Origin of the sequence: Winogradskyella marina (assembly GCF_015645385.1) — a bacterium.
Lineage (GTDB): Bacteria > Bacteroidota > Bacteroidia > Flavobacteriales > Flavobacteriaceae > Winogradskyella > Winogradskyella marina.
This window is the reverse complement of the sequence record NZ_JADOET010000002.1, coordinates 87,028-105,862: the sequence shown is the minus strand read 5'-3', so window position 1 is coordinate 105,862 and position 18,835 is coordinate 87,028. Positions and strand designations below refer to the sequence as shown.

At 34.2% G+C, this 18,835-nt stretch carries 13 protein-coding genes; 9 read left to right on the top strand and 4 right to left on the bottom strand.

Annotation, left to right across the window (positions count from 1 at the left end):
* Positions 1-33: 33 nt before the first annotated feature.
* The 5 genes from ITJ86_RS03630 to ITJ86_RS03610 all read left to right on the top strand — a co-directional run bounded on the left by ITJ86_RS03630 (position 34) and on the right by ITJ86_RS03610 (position 4,968).
* Complete coding sequence (locus tag ITJ86_RS03630; RefSeq protein ID WP_230080210.1) at positions 34-351, top strand: GIY-YIG nuclease family protein; 318 nt, start codon at positions 34-36, stop codon at positions 349-351.
* Positions 352-431: 80 nt separating this feature from the next.
* Positions 432-1,451, top strand: a complete 1,020-nt coding sequence (locus tag ITJ86_RS03625; RefSeq protein ID WP_195870254.1) for a sugar phosphate nucleotidyltransferase — start codon at positions 432-434, stop codon at positions 1,449-1,451.
* A 137-nt stretch (positions 1,452-1,588) separates the two neighbouring features.
* Complete coding sequence (locus ITJ86_RS03620; protein ID WP_195870253.1) at positions 1,589-2,947, top strand: tetratricopeptide repeat protein; 1,359 nt, start codon at positions 1,589-1,591, stop codon at positions 2,945-2,947.
* A gap of 3 nt (positions 2,948-2,950) precedes the next feature.
* Positions 2,951-3,745: a DUF4292 domain-containing protein gene (locus ITJ86_RS03615; protein WP_195870252.1), complete on the top strand. Its 795-nt coding sequence runs from the start codon at positions 2,951-2,953 to the stop codon at positions 3,743-3,745.
* Positions 3,745-4,968 carry a murein hydrolase activator EnvC family protein gene (locus ITJ86_RS03610; protein ID WP_195870251.1) on the top strand — a complete coding sequence of 408 codons (1,224 nt, stop codon included), beginning with the start codon at positions 3,745-3,747 and terminating at the stop codon, positions 4,966-4,968. The genes ITJ86_RS03615 and ITJ86_RS03610 overlap by 1 nt, the downstream gene beginning before the upstream one ends.
* Positions 4,969-4,981: 13 nt before the next feature.
* Here the strand turns inward: ITJ86_RS03610 and ITJ86_RS03605 are convergent, their stop codons facing one another.
* Positions 4,982-5,491 (bottom strand): acyl-CoA thioesterase, encoded by a 510-nt coding sequence (locus ITJ86_RS03605; RefSeq protein ID WP_195870250.1) that lies wholly within the window; start codon positions 5,489-5,491, stop codon positions 4,982-4,984.
* Between the two features lie 390 nt (positions 5,492-5,881).
* The gene (locus ITJ86_RS03600; RefSeq protein ID WP_195870249.1) at positions 5,882-6,820 is read right to left on the bottom strand and encodes an HU domain-containing protein; all 939 of its coding nucleotides are present in this window, start codon (positions 6,818-6,820) and stop codon (positions 5,882-5,884) included.
* Positions 6,821-7,224: 404 nt separating this feature from the next.
* Here ITJ86_RS03600 and dprA point away from each other — a divergent pair, with 404 nt between their 5' ends.
* The 3 genes from dprA to ITJ86_RS03585 all read left to right on the top strand — a co-directional run bounded on the left by dprA (position 7,225) and on the right by ITJ86_RS03585 (position 15,277).
* The gene (gene dprA, locus ITJ86_RS03595; protein WP_195870248.1) at positions 7,225-8,328 is read left to right on the top strand and encodes a DNA-processing protein DprA; all 1,104 of its coding nucleotides are present in this window, start codon (positions 7,225-7,227) and stop codon (positions 8,326-8,328) included.
* 261 nt (positions 8,329-8,589) lie between these two features.
* Entirely contained in the window at positions 8,590-11,964 is a 3,375-nt protein-coding gene (locus ITJ86_RS03590; RefSeq protein ID WP_195870247.1) for a T9SS sorting signal type C domain-containing protein, read from the top strand.
* A gap of 124 nt (positions 11,965-12,088) precedes the next feature.
* Complete coding sequence (locus ITJ86_RS03585; RefSeq protein ID WP_195870246.1) at positions 12,089-15,277, top strand: T9SS type A sorting domain-containing protein; 3,189 nt, start codon at positions 12,089-12,091, stop codon at positions 15,275-15,277.
* Between the two features lie 78 nt (positions 15,278-15,355).
* Here ITJ86_RS03585 and trpS read toward each other — a convergent pair whose 3' ends face one another.
* A complete protein-coding gene (trpS, locus tag ITJ86_RS03580; RefSeq protein ID WP_195870245.1) occupies positions 15,356-16,324 on the bottom strand; it encodes a tryptophan--tRNA ligase in 969 nt (322 codons plus the stop codon).
* Between the two features lie 116 nt (positions 16,325-16,440).
* On the opposite strand from trpS, the gene ITJ86_RS03575 reads away from it, so the two are divergent.
* A complete protein-coding gene (locus ITJ86_RS03575; RefSeq protein WP_195870244.1) occupies positions 16,441-17,199 on the top strand; it encodes a lysophospholipid acyltransferase family protein in 759 nt (252 codons plus the stop codon).
* 55 nt (positions 17,200-17,254) lie between these two features.
* Here ITJ86_RS03575 and ITJ86_RS03570 read toward each other — a convergent pair whose 3' ends face one another.
* Positions 17,255-18,835, bottom strand: a complete 1,581-nt coding sequence (locus ITJ86_RS03570; protein ID WP_195870243.1) for a hypothetical protein — start codon at positions 18,833-18,835, stop codon at positions 17,255-17,257.

Here is an 18,835-nt window from a genome sequence, read left to right as displayed (position 1 = left end):
CCTGCGAAGGCAGGAATCTCTGAATAAATAAGAATGAAACTTTGGTATGTCTATATAATGGCAAACAAGCCATATGGAGTAATTTATATCGGAGTAACGGATAATATAGAAGAAAGAGTAAAAGAACATCAATTAAAAGTGTATCCAAAGTCATTTACAGCAAAATATAATTGTGATATGTTGGTGTATTTTGAAGAGTTTGAAGATGGAAGTAAAGCTGAGAAGCGAGAAAACCAATTCAAAAAATGGAAAAGAGATTGGAAAATTGAATTAATAGTAGAAATGAATCCTAGTTGGTCAGATTTAAGCACCAACTGGAATTTAAATTATAATAAATTAAGAACAAAATAAAGAGATTCCTTCACGATAATTATCGGGATTCAAAGGAATTAAGTTTAACCTAAAAGATACCTGCTTTCGCAGGCATAGAGATGAAAATAATAGTACCAATGGCAGGCAGAGGATCTCGCCTAAGACCACACAGTTTAACCGTACCAAAACCTTTAATTCCTGTTGCAGGTCAACCGATAGTACATCGTTTAGTAAAGGATATTGCTAAAGTTTTAAAACAACCCATTGAAGAAATTGCCTTTGTATTAGGCGATCCTGCTTGGTTTGGGGACGATGTAGTAGCTAGTTTAACTGAATTAGCAGAAGGTTTAGGTGCAAAAGCATCTATTTATAGACAAGATCAACCTCTAGGAACTGGTCATGCTATTATGAGTGCAAAACCATCGTTGTCTGGTCCTGCTGTAATTGCTTATGCAGATACTTTAATTAGAGCTGAGTTTGATTTAGATCCAACAGCAGATAGTGTTATTTGGACCAAATCTGTAGAGAATCCTGAAGCTTATGGTGTTGTAAAATTAAATGACGACCAAAATATTGTTGAACTTGTAGAGAAACCAGAAACCTTTGTAAGTAACCAAGCCGTTATTGGTATTTATTACTTTAAAGATGTAGCTGTTTTAAAAGAGAAATTGCAAGAGATTTTAGACGAAAACATTATGAATGGTGGCGAGTACCAAATAAACGATGGTATAAAACGCATGATGGCAGATGGACGCATTTTTAAAACAGGAACCGTTGACGAGTGGATGGATTGTGGAAATAAAGCCGTGACACTAGACACTAACGCAAAAATGTTAGGTTTTTTAACATCAGATAACGAAGAGCAATTAGTTGATGATTCTGTTGTTTTAGAAAATTCAACAGTATTAGAACCATGTTACATAGGAAAAGGGACAGTTTTAAAAAACACAACAGTTGGACCAAATGTTTCAATTGGTAAGGATTGTGTGATTCAAAATTCAACCGTTAAAAATAGCTTAATACAAAACCAAACGACTATTAAAAACGCTAATTTAGACGAGGCTATGATTGGAAATCATGTAAAGTACAATGGCGAGTTTACTAAGATTAGTATTGGTGATTATACTGTTATAGAATAAAATCTTTGCAAAAGCTGAAACTGCTTTATTTTTAGTTAAATTTAGTTTTTGGAATAACTTTTGTCAGTGATTAGGTTATGCTGAGCTTGTCTAAGCCTCTATTAAAATGAGAGGCTCGGTATCAAAGTGAACAACAGATGAAAAAACAATGCTACATAATAATGCTTCTGCTCGGAATAGTCTTCATTCCGCAGATGGCGCATGCCCAAGTCGATTTCAATAAAAGACCAGATGACGACTTAGGCAATGTAGAAGATGAATTTCAAGAACACTTTTTTGAAGCCTTAAAGCAAAAAGGCATTGAGAATTACGGTAGAGCTGTTGATGCACTTCATAAATGTTTGAATTTAGACAGTAGTAAGCCAGTAATTTATTTCGAGTTAGGAAAAAACTACAACAAACTCAAAAACTTTGGTGCTGCAGAAGAAAACTTAAAAAAAGCCATCGATATGCAACCCGATAATGTTTGGTTTCTAGATGAGCTCTACGATGTGTATTTTCAGCAAGATGATATTAGAAATGCGTTAAAAACCATAAAGCAGTTGGTAAAATACCATCCAGATTATAAAGAAGATTTAGCGGCACTTTATGTTAGAGAAGAGAAATATAAGCAAGCCTTAAATATATTAGACGAATTAGATGAAGAGTTCGGTTTAAGCGAGTCTAGAGATGCCATGCGTAACGATATTTATAGCATTACGGGAAATGCAGATGATCGTATTGAAAACCTTGAACAGCGTATTGCTAACAATCCTAATAACGAAGACAATCATTTAAAACTCATTTACAGATACAGCCAAACAGGCGATAAAAAGAATGCTTTTAAAGCCGCACAAAATTTATTGAAAGTAAAGCCAGATTCTAAATTTGTGCACTTGGCTTTGTATAAATTTTATCTTCAAGATAACAAGGTAGAAGACGCTATTAGTTCTGTAAAAACGGTTTTAACAAGCCCAGAAATAAATGCAGATGCTAAAGCTAAAGTTCTTAAGGATTTTGTCGCTTTTGTGGCTACAAACCCTGAGTATGAAACCGATTTAATTGATATTACATCCCTTATTGATGGCAACAAAGACGCACAAACGCATAGCGACTTAGGACAATACTATTTAAAAGCAGGAGATAAAGCAAAAGCACTTTCAAATTTTAAAGAAGCCTTAAAGCAAAGCCCTAACGACTTTAAATTAATTAAAGACGTCTTATTACTTCAGTTAGATTTAAAGGATTATAATGCGGTTATAACAGATAGTGAGCAGGCTTTAGAACTTTATCCAGCGCAACCTATTTTATATTTAGTAAATGCTGTGGCAAATAATAATTTGGGCGCACCTAAAAAGGCGATTGATAATTTAGAAATGGGATTAGATTTTTTAATTGATAACCCAAGTATGGAGGCTGACTTTTATTCCGAATTAAGCATCGCACACAAAGCCTTAAATAATATTAGTAAATCTGAAACGTTTGCTAAAAAGGCAAAAGCCCTAAAAGCTCAATAATTAATGAAGTTACCTCAAGTACATAGACATATAAAATGGACACTAAGTGTCTTTTTAATAACCGTTGCATTTAGTTGTAATTCGGCAAAACGTGTTATAGCCTCTGGAGAAGCTAGTGATAAACTTTCAGCAAAACAAGTGATTAAACAACACCAAAAGAATGAGGTTGACTTTAAAACTTTGAAAGCTAGAGTAAAAATCGATATTTCTCAGAATAACAATTCACAAGGAGCTGGCTTTACTTTGCGAATGGAAAAGGATAAAGTGATATGGTTAAGTGAATCTATATTAGGCATGGCACGTATGATGATTACTCCAGACAAAGTGAAGTTTTATAATAAATTAGACAACGAATATTTTGATGGAGACTATAAACTGCTCAGTGATGTTGTAGGTATTGATCTCGATTTCATGAAAGTACAAAATATCCTTTTAGGTCAGGCTATCTACGATCTTGATGACGAACCTTATCAGGTTTCAGTAAATAATAATTCTTATGCAATTAACCCAAAAGATCAAAATGCATTAATAGAGTTATTTTATTTAATTAACCCTTCACATTTTAAAATGGATAGCTTACAAATGCAACAAATGTTAAAAAAACGAATGCTTCAAGTTGATTATTCGTCGTATCAAAAGGTTGATAAGCAAATTGTGCCAGAAAACATAAGAATTATAGCCGTAGAAGATACTGACGAAGTTGCTATTACCATGGAGTTTAAATCGGTATCTTTGGACGGTGAAGTGCGTTTTCCGTTTAATATTCCTTCAGGTTATAAAGAAATTGAAATCAAATAATGACTAACAATCGGTTTTATATTACTCTAGTATTTGGACTTTTATTGTCCTGCTTTTCACTGTACGCTCAAAGTGACAGACAAAAAGAGTTAGAAGCACAACGTCAACAAAAGCTACGAGAGATTAAGCAAATCAATGCATTACTATTCACCAAAAAGAAAGAGGAAAAGTCTGCAATTACGCTTATTGAAGACATTAATTATAAGGTAAACGTTAGAAAAAATTTAATTAGAATTACTAACGAACAAGCCAATTTGTTAACGCGCGAAATTAATGCTAATCAAGAAGAAATCACTAGCTTAAGAACGCAACTACAAGAATTAAAGGACGACTATTCTGCAATGGTTGTAAAATCTTATAAAAGCAAATCTGAACAAAGTAAAGTGATGTTTTTACTCTCCTCGCGCAACTTTCAGCAAGCTTATAAACGATTGCAATATATAAGGCAATATAGAGATTATCAGAAAGAGCAAGGGGAAGCCATAAAGGTTAAAACAAAAGAATTACAAGAGTTAAATATTCAGTTGTCTAAACAAAAAGAAGATAAGCAAAAGCTTATTGAAGAAAATCGAGTTGCTAAACGCGAATTGGAAGGTGAATTAAAAGAACGTGAAGCTTTAATGGCTTCAATAAAGTCTGATATGAGCAAATTTGCTTTACAGATAAAAACAAAAAAGCAAGAAGCAGACCGATTAGATAAAGAAATAGACCGTTTAATTGCCGAAGCTATTGCTGCATCAAATAAAGAAGCAGGTAATAAATCGTCTACCGGAAAATTTGTGTTAACACCTGAAGCTAAAAAATTAGCCTCAAGTTTTGCTGCCAACAAAGGTAAATTAGGATGGCCAGTGTCTAGAGGTGTCATTAAAGGAAAATTTGGTAAAACACGTTCGTTAACGGATAGTTCGGTAGAAGTTAACCATTCTGGTGTAAAAATAGCGACTGAGACCAATGCAGAAGTTAAAGCCGTTTTTAATGGTGTGGTGTCTTCAATTCATGTGATGAAACGAGGAAATCCTACGATATTAATCAGGCATGGAGACTATTTAACCATTTACCATAATCTCTCAAAACTTTACGTAAAAAAAGGAGATAAAATTACCACAGGTCAAGTTATAGGTGAAGTGTTTACTAACAAAATAACGGGTGAAACTCTTCTTGATTTTAGAATTTACAAAAGTAATCTAAAGTTGAATCCTGAATCTTGGTTGGCAAGACAATAGAACAGTCAGAATACTACTCGAAAAGTGCTTTAAGTTCTGTTGCATCTTCAGGCTTCATCTTTCCTGCTAAGACTAAACTTAATTGTTTTCTACGTAAAGCAGCGTCAAAACGTTGTTTTTCTAATTCTGTTTCAGGCACCAATTCTGGTACTCTAACAGGTCGTCCTGTTTCGTCTACAGCAACAAAGGTGTAGATGGCTTCGTTGGCTTTAATACATTCGCCAGACTCTCTATCTTCAATCCAAACATCCATATATACTTCCATAGAAGATGAAAATGCTCTCGATACTTTAGCCTCAATCATTACAACGCTACCTAACGGTACAGCTCTATTAAAGGCCACATGATTTACAGATGCAGTTACAACTATACGTCTAGAGTGTCTTCTGGCAGAAATACTAGCTGCTCGGTCCATACGAGCTAATAGTTCACCACCAAATAAGTTATTGATAGGATTAGTTTCGCTTGGTAATACCAAATCGGTAACAATGGTTTTAGACTGAAATGCGGTTCTAGATGGCATAGGAAATTTAAAATTTGTGCAAAGATAAAGCGATTTTAGGATGAAGGAGTATTATTGTGCGTAAAAAGTAAAAAGTAAAAAGTAAAAAGTGAAAAGTGAAAAAAGTTCGGCGAATAAAAAGATTAGATCAATCTATTAAAGTTTCTAAGTAAGCTTGGTCAAATTTCTCGCAGTGAATCTCGGAGTAAACTCTATCGGTCTCTGTGTAGAACTATTCCACGCAACGTCGCTAAGCCGCAAATTATTAACACTTTTATCTCTGTGAATCTCCGTGTAAACTCCGCGAACCTCTGTGTAACCTCTATGGATCTTTGTGTAATTCTATTCCACGCAAAGTCGTAAAGCCGTAAAACGTTGTGTCAATTAATGTAATTCGTGTCAGAAAGGAACCTAGTCAAGTTTCTTAATCAACAACCAAGCATCACGGTTGTGCTCACTACGAATTTTAAAAAGTTCATTTTGTGCTTCAGCTCTGGTTTCAAAACTAGCATAAACCACTTCATGCAGTCCATAGCGGTTGGCACCAATTTGTCGTGCTTTAAATCCTTGTTCTCTTAGTTGGTTGACTTTCTTTTTAGAATTAGCTTCCACTCTAAAAGCACCAGCAACAATGTGGTAATTTCCAGTTTGTTTTTTAACAGATAATGTTGCCGCAGGTAATGGGTTACTAATCACAAAAGTGGCTTCTTGCACTTTAGCATCGAGTTGCTCATTGGCTTGCTCTTGTGCTAATTGATTGTGATCTTCAATGGTGTTGTTGTAATACGTTGTACCACCAAAAGTGCCTATACCTAATAAAACAACAGCTGCAGCTGCATATTTTAACCAGTTACGGTTAGAACGTTTTTCTGGTGTTAATACAATTGGTGCAGTTTCTTCAATGACTTCTACGGTTTCCTTGTAAACTTCGCGAGAAATGTCTGAAGAAGAAAAGTGCGATAGTCCAAAGGCATCCGTCAAATAATTAATATGACTAGATGGATCAAATTGAATCTTTCCATCGGTGTTTAAAACCATTTCACCAATATTTTTTAGTTGAATAGTTTCACCTTCAACTAAAAACGACTTAATAGATCTTACTTGCCTAGAGATTTTATTTAGCGCTGTTGCGTATGGTATTTTTTCAACCTCAGCAATATAGTTAGCCAATAAACCATCGTTTTGTTGTAATTGCTCGTTAAAAGACAAGGCTTTTTTTGGAGGGTAAAACGTATGTGTGGTTTCATGAATTTTTGCCGAAACACGTTGTGTCAAAAATGCTCCAAATTCTGGAACAGTAACACAATCGTATCGGTATAAAAGGTCGCTAATGTAAGTCTCTAACTGCATATGAAGACAAAGTTAAAAATTTTTATTTCTGAACGAAGTGAAGTTTCGTTTATTTATTAACATCAAAATAGATTTTTTTCTATGTGTTTGATTTACTATGAATTTGTGTCTAAAATATTTATGTAATTTGGTGTTTACAGCTCAAAAGTAAAGTGATTTGTATTTAAATCTCAGGCATAGGGATCAGTTCGTCAGTTCGAGTCTTTCGACATTTTGGTCGGGATGTATCGAGAACCTTTTTTTAGTTTTAATATAATAACGAGTAATGGCTTTTCAAGACAATTATTTTTGCGATGCAGTAATCATATTATTTATGGACTTCTTTAATGAAACTATAATCTGTTCAGAATTAAATAATTATATTCGTGTATGTAGGAATATTATCTTTAACTACTTCGTTTTCAATGACAGATCAACAACTTATATATGCATTAGCGTTACAACATGTTCCAAAAATTGGAGCAACAACGGCTAAAAAGTTGATTAATCATTGCGGATCTGCAGAAGCGGTTTTAAATGAAAAAAAATCGAATATTTTAAAAATTGATGGAATCGGAAGCATTACCATTCAAGGTTTGTTTGATAAAATTCATCTCGAAGACGCCGAACAAGAATTAAAGTTCATAAAAGATAACAACATCATTACACATTATTTCACCGAAGACACCTATCCAGAACGTTTAAAGCATTGTATTGATGGACCAATAGTTTTATTCCAGTCGGGAAATATTAATATAAAACAGCAACGTATTATCAGTATTGTTGGTGCTCGAAAAATCACGACAAGTGGTATTTCGTTTTGTGAAAAGCTAGTAGAAGCTTTGTCTCCATTTAACCCAATTATAGTGTCTGGTTTTGCCTACGGAACAGATATCACAGCGCAAAAAGCTGCCGTAAAGCACAATTTACAAACTATAGGTTGCTTGGCTCATGGTCTTAATCAGATATATCCTAAAGTACACAAGAAGTATGTGGCAGATATAGAAAACCATGGTGGATTTTACACCGATTTTTGGAGTACAGATGCCTTTGATAGAAATAATTTTTTAAAACGTAACCGTATTATCGCTGGATTAAGCGAAGCGACCATTGTTATAGAATCTGCCGAAAAAGGTGGAAGTTTAGTCACTGCAGATATTGCTAATTCATACAATAGGGAAGTGTTTGCTGTTCCAGGACGAACAACGGATAGCCAAAGTGTAGGTTGTAATAATTTAATAAAATTTCAGAAAGCCCATTTACTATCAAATCCTTTAGATGTACCGTATATGTTAAATTGGGATTTGGAATCGGATAAAAAACCAGCCATTCAACAACAGCTATTTGTAGAATTAGATCCCGATGAAAAAATAATCTATAACTTCCTTAAAGACAATAACAAAGAGTTGTTAGATGTCATAGCCTTACGTTGTGAAATGCCAACGTATAAATTGGCAGGTATTTTACTAAACATGGAATTAAAAGGTGTCATTAGGCCTTTACCAGGAAAATTGTTTGAAATAATCTAGAAACAATTAGTAGATCTTGCCCAACACCTTCTTCTTGTAAGATTTAAAATACAGTTTTTGTGTGAGTTACACTGTGATGTAATGCATTTCAAAGAATTTAGCTTACACATTAACTAGTTTATTTTAGTTATCACATAAAGCAATATATGTTTGCGTGGCCTAACCCAAATTTACATAGAAGTGTTATTTCTGTAAAGACCCAGTCTTAAAAAGTAATAACAATTCATAACATTTAAGATGCATAACTAAAATACAAAACCTATGAAAACAATTATACACACTGTTTTTTCTTTTTTAATGTCTAAAAGACTATTAACTGCATTTATGCTTTTGTTTAGTGTCTTGTCTTTTTCACAAGCTGTTGTAACCGAAATTATACCTAGAAGAGTAGCTGAAAATGGGGTAATCACCGTTATTGGTACAGGTTTTACTGCTAGTCATGCAGATTCTCTTGATATTTCTGGTTTTTCTTATGATACTTTTTATGTCAGCCCTAATGAAATAAAAATTGAAGTACAATATCATTCTGGTACCCCAGGTAATGAATTAAATAGAACAATTGGTTTTGGTTCGGATACTTCAATTAGTTTTGATTCAGGTGTTAATGGTGATATTTCATACGTTTATCATAAAACTATTAATCTTAATAACAATCACGAATATCAAGTAAAAGAAGTTTATACTAATTGGGATAAAGGTGATTCTAATGGAAATGGACTTTATGATGATGGTTTTTGGAGATCTGATTGGTTTGATTCATCTGATAATGAAACTATGCCAAATGCAAATCATGACTTATTAGGTTTTAAGATGCGTTATAATGGGAAAGATATTGTTTTCTCTACAGGGGTTCAGGAAGATGTATTAGAAGCAAATTTAACACTTTTTGGTATTGCAGATATCAATGATCCTACAGAATATATAAGTCAAGAATTTAGAGCTTATTCTACAAATGGTGTAAGTGGTAATCCGCATAGTGGTAACTTTATAGCAACGGCTGATCTAATAGACGGATTCGAAGATAGTAGATTTTATAATGAAAATGTAACAGCGACGGTTTTAGATGTTATTATTGATGGTGAAAATGGTTTAGGTATGGGAACAGGAATTACCAATTTTAACCAATCTGCAGAGATTAAATTTTATAGTGGTAATGGGAATGTTGGTGGTTTAGATGATGTTCCAGATTTGTTAATAACCCAAATAGCAGATCCTAGAGGTTTTGATTTATATTATTATGCGGATGTAGATGGTAATGTTGTTGGAACTCCTATAAAATTAGGAATTTCAAATAGTGATTCTAATCCCAAAAGGCTTTTTGAATGGCGTTTAGATTTATATAGAATGGATCTTAGTCGATCATATGACCTTTCTACATCAGCGGGTGGTTCTTTTGGTCATACTGAAACCAGACCGTATAGAATGGTGGCGTTCAAGCTTGATGACTTCGGTATAACTTCATCTAATATAGGAGATATTGATGTCATTAACGTAGGAGCTGGAGGTGGTTCGGATATGGCTTTTATAGCTTATAATAAAGCGGCTTTTGATATAAAAGCACCTATAGTAGAAAAAGCGCCTTTGTCACGATATATTTGTAGATTCCCTATGAATTCTGATCTAAACTTTGAAGCATTGGGTGGTGTAGAAGGCGGATTTACAACTGATTTTGAGGGTTTAACTCCAGCAGAGGAAGCGGATATTATTTCGAATGAGGCAATTAATTACCAATGGTATAAGGGTTACAGTGCTATTGATACGGAAACTTCAACTGACTTTACGTTATTAGAAACACTTCCGCAGTCTTTTATTGAAGGTGTAATATATAAAGTAAGAATATCTAATACATATGGAGCTATAGATGTTCCTTTTACAGTTAAAGATGGAGGAATACCTTTCACTTGGGATAACTCGGCAGATTCAGGAGCTGGTGATTGGGTAAAACCTTCAATTTATAGTGAATTTACAATTGAAGATAAAGATCGAAATTTAGTGTTTTCAGAGGATTATAATAAAGATGTTGATTTAGTAGGGTGTAATTGTACTGTTCAGCCTAATAAAACAGTGATTATTCCTTCAGAAAGAACTTTAACGCTTTACAATGAAATTATTATAGAACCTGCTATAGCAGAGATAAAGGATATTGATGATGTAGTAGTCGTACCTGCTGTCCCACAGGGAACCTTCACATTAGAAGACGATGCTAGTTTAGTGCAGATTAATCATGAAAATGTAGAGAATAAAGGCCCTATTACCGTAAAACGTAAGGCAGACGATTTACAAAAATATGACTATGTATATTGGTCATCACCTGTTGTCAATGCTCCATTCACTGCTATACCTGGCACATTAAAATTTGAATGGAATACAAATGAAGGGGTAGGAAACTGGGTTGCGCCAGCAACAAGTTCGATGTCTACTGGAAGAGGCTATATTGCAAGAGTGCCTGCAGATGGCGATTACCTAGCTACTTTTAAAGGAGTGCCAAATAATGGTGATATTGATTTCCCTGTTGAAAAAACCAGTGATTCAGATGGAATGGATCCTGAAGATACCCATTGGAACTTAATAGGAAACCCATACCCGTCTTCAATAGATGCAGAAAAATTCTTAACGGGGAATACTAATATTGAAGGTGCCGTGTACTTATGGAAACACGAAGGTGCGCCAAGTAGTATACATGATGACCCTTTTTACGGAAGTTTTGCATTGAACTATGGAAATCAATATATAGCCTATAACGCTACGGGATCTTCAAATCCACCTACAGATGAGATAGAGGTTGATGAGGAATATAATGATGATTTGAAAATTGCTTCAGGACAAGGCTTTTTTGTAAAAGTAACTGATGATACCGTTCCGGTAACCTTTACCAATAAGATGCGTTATGATGAGGCTACATTAAACGGATATAATAATTCAGGTTTCTACAGAGATAGTGAAGATTCTTCAATAAGTATTGAAAAACAATTAGTTTGGCTAAACTTATCAAATGAAACTAATCTAGCTTCTACAGCCCTAATAGGTTACGTTGATGGTGCTACTGAAGGAAAAGACAGACTTTACGATGCTTATGCAAATAGTGATGGGTTTAATCTCTATTCTCTAATTTCAGAAGAAGAAAAAATGGTAATACAAGGCCTTCCTTTACCATTTGTAGATACCAATATAGTACCATTAGGTTTGGAGTTATTACAAAACGGTATCTATAACATTGCTATTGCTGATGTAAGAGGAAGCCTATTTGAAGCGCAAGAACAAGACATTTATCTAGAAGATACTTATACTGGTGAGGTTCACGATTTAAGAGTTGCTCCTTATACATTTACAGGTGAGGCAGGTATCTTTAATGACCGTTTTGTTTTAAGATATACACCTTCGATTTCACTTTCTATAGATGAGGTATCTAATACAAACACATATGCCTACATCAATGATGCCATGTTGTTTGTTAGGTCTTCAAACACCATAAAATCTGTAGAGGTATATGATATAAATGGTAAGCAAATTGTTAGTCACATGTCAAATGATAATAGAGATACTTTTAGCACAGATTTTAATTTTGCTAAAGGCGTATATATAGTAGCTATCAAATTAGATAATGGCAGTATAGTAACTAAGAAATTAATAAACTAAATACTCTAATTTAGACTTCCCTAGGTTTAAATATAATCTATCTCATTTTTAATTAAACTAAATTTTAACCTTTAAAAAATTTAAAGGGTATAGGCGACTATGCCCTTTATTTAAACCTTCTATTATGAATAAAAAAATTACTTTAAATTTAAAACCGCTTGAAATAGTCAAATGGACAGTTTTAGCATTATTGTTAACAGTTTCAAATAGCGTGTTGGCACAATCAGAGACAGTTTCTCAAGTTACTCCTTCAAGAATTACAACCAATTCTCAAGTTACAGTATTAGGAACGGGCTTTACAGAAAGTACCTCAATTAGTATTAATGGCATTAGTGTATCTAATAGTAGTATAACGTTACTAAGTGCTACGGAAATGCGTTTTAAAATATCACATACAGGATCATCAGATACTTCTGGGGAACTTGTGTTAGGCGGAATTGCTACAGGGCATACTGTCGAATATGTGAGTCCTACAGCAAAGGAATTAAGAAATGGAGAGACGAGTAACGTCACTAAAATAACGGAAATATTCACTACTTATAATGGCTTTTGGAGATCTTCACAGTGGAAAGCAGACCCAGATAATAATAGTCTAAAACCAAATACTAGTCATGATTTACTCGCGTTTACTTACAATGGTGTTACCTATTCTACAGGTGTTAACGATCAGTTACTTACAGATAATGGAGTAACTTTTAGTTCTCAGTTATTCTATGCTTACACAACTAATGGTGTTGATGGTATAACACACCCAGGCAATTATTTAGCTATGGCAGATATGATAGATGGTGAAGTTGGAGAAGGAGTTGCTATAACATCTTCAGAAATAGAAGGTACTACAGTGTATGACGCTATTACTGATGGTGTAAACGGTTTAGATATCGGTACAGGTGTTACCAATTTTAACGCTACTGCCGATGTGGAATTTTACAGTAGTGGAGGGCAACTAGGAGCCTTAGAAGATGATATACCAGATTTTTTAATTACGCAAATAGCGCAGGCAGGTAGTACAGATGTTTATTATTATGCAGATGCTGAAAAGAACGTTGTTGGTAGACCTATAAAACTAACCATTAGAGATCAAAATGAAAATGACGGTGATGCGCTATTAACCAAGTGGAGATTAGATTTATATAAATTTAATCCTGGGGTTAATTACGGTATTGCAACACCTAAAAGTAGAGCCTTTTCTAATAATGAAGAAAGACCATTACGAATGGCAGCATTTAAATTTGAAGATTTTGAAATCAATGACGCTAATATCACAAATATTAATAACCTAAATATGGTTGCTGGTGGTACAGCAGATCTTGGGTTTTTAGCGTATAACAGAGGGTCTTTTGATATAAAAACACCTGTAGTTACAGAATATCCATTAGCGAGATTTGTATGTGATTTTCCAAGTGATTCTAGTATTACATTTTCAGCTACAGCTGAGGTTTCTGGTGGTGCTACTGGTGCGCCAGAGGAAACCTTATCTTATCAATGGTCTAAGTATAATGAGCCAATTCCTGGTGCTACTTCTAATACATATACAATTCCTGGGACTATTAATGAAGAAAGTTTAGGTAGCTATAAATTGAGAGTAACCAATGATTTTGGATCTGTTGTGGTACCTGTAAGTTTATCAATTGGTGGAACACCAGTGTATTGGAATGGTTCTGAATGGCAATTACCGTTAGTTTATGAAAATGCAGGAATTACAGTAGAGCCACAAGATAGAGGATTAGTATTTTCTTCAAATTATAACGAAGCTGGAGATATTGAAGGTTGTGATTGTTTAATACCTTCTGGTAGTAATGTCATCATTCCTTCTGAATCAACACTTAAACTTTACGGCGCTGTTACTGTAGAATCTGGAGGCTCATTAACTTTAGAGGATAGTGCGAGTTTAATTCAAACTAAAATTGTAAGTACCAATGAAAATTCTGGTAATATCAGAGTAAAACGTGAAGCTAATGATTTAGATGCTAGTGATTTTATATTATGGTCATCACCTGTGGCTAATTTCGATATGGAAGATCTTGCAAGCCCTATGGTTTCAGATGGGTTTAAATGGGATGTTAATACTGTTAATACAAACGGTGTTGCTGGAGATTGGATTGCAATAACTATTAATATGACAGAAGGTATCGGATATGCTGTAGAAGCTCCATCTGATTATACAGCAAATTTTGTAGGAAGGCCAAATAATGGTGATATTTCAGTAAATGTTTTTAAATCTACAGGAAATCAGCCTAACCTTGAAGTTAGACACAGAAACCTTTTAGGAAACCCATACCCTTCAGCTATTGATGCTAATCAATTATTAGCAGATAACACCAGATTAGAAGGTCATATAAAATTCTGGGCGAATAACATGGCTATTGCAAACCAAAACCCTTTAAGTAGCTCAGCTTATCAAAGTTTAAATTATAATTACGGACAACAGTTTGTGAGCTACAACCTTACAGGAGCTAATCCTCCGGCTACTACAGATGGCTTTATTGGTTCTGGTCAAGGCTTTTTTGTACAAGTAGACGATAATGCATCAGAAGGTGAAGTTACCTTTACAAATTCAATGCGATATGACGACAATGAAGTAGCTCATGATAATTCACAATTTATTGGCTCCAGTCATACCTCAGTTCCAAGTACACAAGATGCAGGAAAACAATTAATGTGGTTAAGCCTAATTAATGATGCCAACGTTTCTGTAAGTACCTTAGTAGGTTATGTTGCTGGAGCAACTTTAGGAAAAGATAGACTTTATGATGCGTATTCTGATGAAGAAAGTATGCGAGTATATTCTATTGTAGATAACGCAAAAATGGTAATTCAAGGACGTCCAATTCCTTTCGTGGATACCGATGTGGTGCCTTTAGGAGTTGAGCTACCAACAGAAGGGGCTTACAAAATTGCTATTGGAGACTTGCAGGGAAGTGTGTTTGTTAATGATGCGCAAGGTATATATCTCGAAGATACATTACTTAATTTAGAGCACGATCTTAGACAATCTCCATATGCTTTTACAGGAGTTCAAGGTGAAACTAACGATAGATTTAACTTACGTTATGTTACTACGTTATCTATAGACGATAATGTGATGCTTGGTACTTTTGCTTTTGTAAAAGACGGCATGTTAAATGTTCAGTCTAACGCAAAAATAGAAGCGGTTAACGTTTATGATATTAATGGAAGACAGGTTGTATCCTATAGTTCTAACGGTTATAGCAATACACTTAGTGAAAACTTCCAGTTTTCTAGAGGTGTGTATTTAGCGTCTATAACTTTAGAAGGTGATATAACCGTAACGAAAAAGATTGTTAACTAACATATCGAAGTCGTTAAACATAAAAAAGCCCTCAATTATTTTTTAACTGAGGGCTTTTTATTTTATTACTCGAAGCGACTAGTAACCAACCTTTGCTCTAACACGCTCTAAGACATCATCAGCAACTAATTTAGCCTTTGCAGCTCCTTTTGCCAATGCAGCATCGACTTCGTCTAGGTTATCCATATAATAATGGTAACGTTCGCGTTGTTCTGCAAAACGCTCAACAACTAATTCATATAAAGCTTGTTTGGCATGACCATAACCATAATTTCCACCTTCATAATTGGCTTTCATTTCTACAATTTGAGCATCTGAAGCCAATAAACTATAAATAGCAAAACAGTTACAGGTTTTCCAATCTTTTGGTTCTTCAAGAGGTGTGCTATCCGTTTCAATAGACATTATTTTTTTACGTAATTTTTTATCTGGTAAAAAGATATTGATAAAATTACCTCTACTCTTACTCATTTTTTCACCATCTGTTCCAGGAATAAGCATGCCATCTTCTTGTATCTTTCCTTTAGGAAGTACAAAAGTGTCTCCCATTTTGGCGTGAAAACGAGACGCGACATCACGAGTCATTTCAATATGTTGTAATTGGTCTTTACCAACCGGAATTATTTCAGCATCATACAATAAAATATCGGCAGCCATAAGCATTGGATAAGTAAACAAACCAGAATTTACATCTTCTAAACGATCTGCTTTATCCTTAAATCCATGTGCTAAGGTTAAACGTTGGTACGGAAAAAAACAACTTAAATACCAAGATAATTCTGTGACTTGCGGAATATCACTTTGTCTATAAAACACCGTTTTTTCAATATCTAAGCCACAGGCCAACCAAGTAGCAGCAACAGAATAGGTATGATTTCTTAACTCCTCAGCATTTTTTATTTGCGTTAATGTGTGCAAATTTGCGATAAATAAAAACGAATCGTTTTTGGCGTCATTTGCCATTTCTATTGCTGGTAAAATTGCACCTAAGATGTTTCCTAAATGTGGTGTTCCTGTACTTTGTACTCCTGTTAGTATTCTTGCCATAACATTACCTGCGGAAGCAGGTATCTCTTTAAATTCAACTTCAATTAAAAAACAAAGGTAAATTTTTTAGCAGAACTATTAGAAGTCATTTAATTTAATTAACTAGTTTTGGTGCTATGGCATTTTTTAAATATCCATTTTGGCTTTTATATCGCATTTGGTTCTATATTTTGGTTGCTATTCCAATTATTGTACTGTTTCCGTTGTTGATTATTTCTATCTCAAGAGAGCAATGGTATTCTTACTTTTTTAAACTCGCTCGTATTTGGTCTAAGTTTATTTTAATAGGTATGGGGTTTGGATATAAAATTAAGAGAGAAGAAATACCAGATCCTGATAAAAGTTACATGTTTGTTGCTAACCACACGTCTATGGCAGATATTATGCTAATGCTAGTGGCTGTAAAAAACCCTTTTGTTTTTGTAGGAAAACAAGAGTTAGCCAAAATCCCCTTATTCGGATTCTTTTATAAACGGACTTGTATATTAGTTGACAGATCGAGTGCTAAAAGTAGGCAGGCTGTATTTTTAAGAGCACAACGACGACTAAAACAAGGTGTAAGCATTTGTATTTTTCCAGAAGGCGGAGTACCAGAAGAACATATTCTGTTAGACGAGTTTAAAGATGGTGCGTTTCGATTAGCCATTAATCATCAAATACCTGTAGTACCAATTACGTTCTACGATAATAAAAAGCGATTTTCCTATACTTTTTTTAGTGGAAGTCCTGGTAGAATGCGTGCTAAAATCCTACCGTTTATTCCAACAAATGGATTGGAAATTGCAGATACAAAAGCTTTAAATAAAACAACAAGGACTATAATTTGGGATGAATTAAGCACAAGTCTTATAACCAAAAAAAACCACTCTAAATAAGAGTGGCTTTAATCATCATTGCATTTTCATAGCGTATAACTTGCAATAACCTAACTTAAAACTTATAACGTAATCCTGTATAGACTCCAATAAAGAAAGGCTTAAAATCACCTGTTGTATTATTGAAGGTATTTATTTGATATTTAAATGTGGGTTCAAGGTTTATATTCCATTGTTTTGAAAGGCTGTAATCCATGCCTAAACCAAAATTGGCACTAAAACTTGTATCATTAATATTATTAGCTTCTCCTATTAATGATGAGCCTCCATTAATATCAGCATAAATTTCATTTTCACTTAAAAAGAAAGTACTGAATCCGCCAATAACATTAACTCCAAATTTGTTATCTAATACTCTATATTCTAATTCTAAGGGTATTTCTATAAATCCAAAACGCTGATCTATATTACCAGCAAGCTTTGTGTTAAATAGCTCTGGTGTAGAGGATCTATTCATCATTTTAGCACTCATAAGCGATACGTGCTCTCCTTCGCTAAATGCAATATTGTTAAATGAAGCATCGACACCTCTAGAAGCCATTTCTGGACTTGTAAACGCATACACATCAGCAGTAGTTTGATTAAGGTTAACACGGTTAATACCTGCTCTAACTTTTAGTTTTTTGGAAATAGCATAACTACCTGCAATACCATAACTCATATTAATATCAGAACCTTTAGAGTTTTCGTTAAATTGCTTATCTAAAGAAGAACCTTGACCAAAGGAATTAAAATAAACAGGTGCAACATTTGGCGCAATGCTCCACCTGCTTTCATCATCTTCTTTTTCTTCTTCACTTATAGTTTCGTTATGCTCTGCAATAGCATTTTCCATGCTTTCTTTCTCTGGAATTTCAATAATTGAATTTTCAGGCTCCGTAGGGTTTGTTTTATTGGTCTCTGAATTAATAGTCTCAGCGTTTTGTTTTTTGGGTGTTGCGTTTTCTACGACAGTAGTTTTAGTATCCTCAATATGCTTTTTAATTGCAGATTTCTGTTCTACCTCAGATGCCAACTGTATTTTAGTGTCTGTTTTTAAATTAGTATTAGACGTTTTGGTTTGCTGCGCAACTTTTGTACGCGAAGCCTTATTAGCACCTGTAGATGTATTGTTTTGTTGCTGAGTAGTGTCTAATTTTTCTTCATTAGTGGTGTTGGCAACGGTGTTCGATGTTTGATTCGAATTTTTAGGTGTTGTTAATGGCTTTGAACTATTCGATTTACGAGGTGTTTTAGTTTCAGAATCGTTTACTTTTGATTCTTGTTCAGCACCTAATTTAGAATCGACCATCTTAGTGGTTTCACCTGTAACTGATTTAAGTTCGTTTTGATTTTTACGAGATGACGTATTTGAATTGTCCTTTTCTATTGGGCTTTCTACCTCTTCAGTATTTACAATAGGAAGTTCTTGATTATTATTGTCGTCTGAATTATAAACAGCATAACCAATAGTAAACAGTAGTGCAATTGCAGCTGCAACTCCACCAACTTGCCACCAAAGCGCAATGATTCTGCGTTTTTTCTTTTTATTAGGAAGACTGTCGTTTATACGTTCCCAAAGTGCATCATTTGGTGCAACTTCAAAATCTTTAAACTTTTCTTGAAAAAGCCTATCTATGTTTTTCTTGTGACTCAT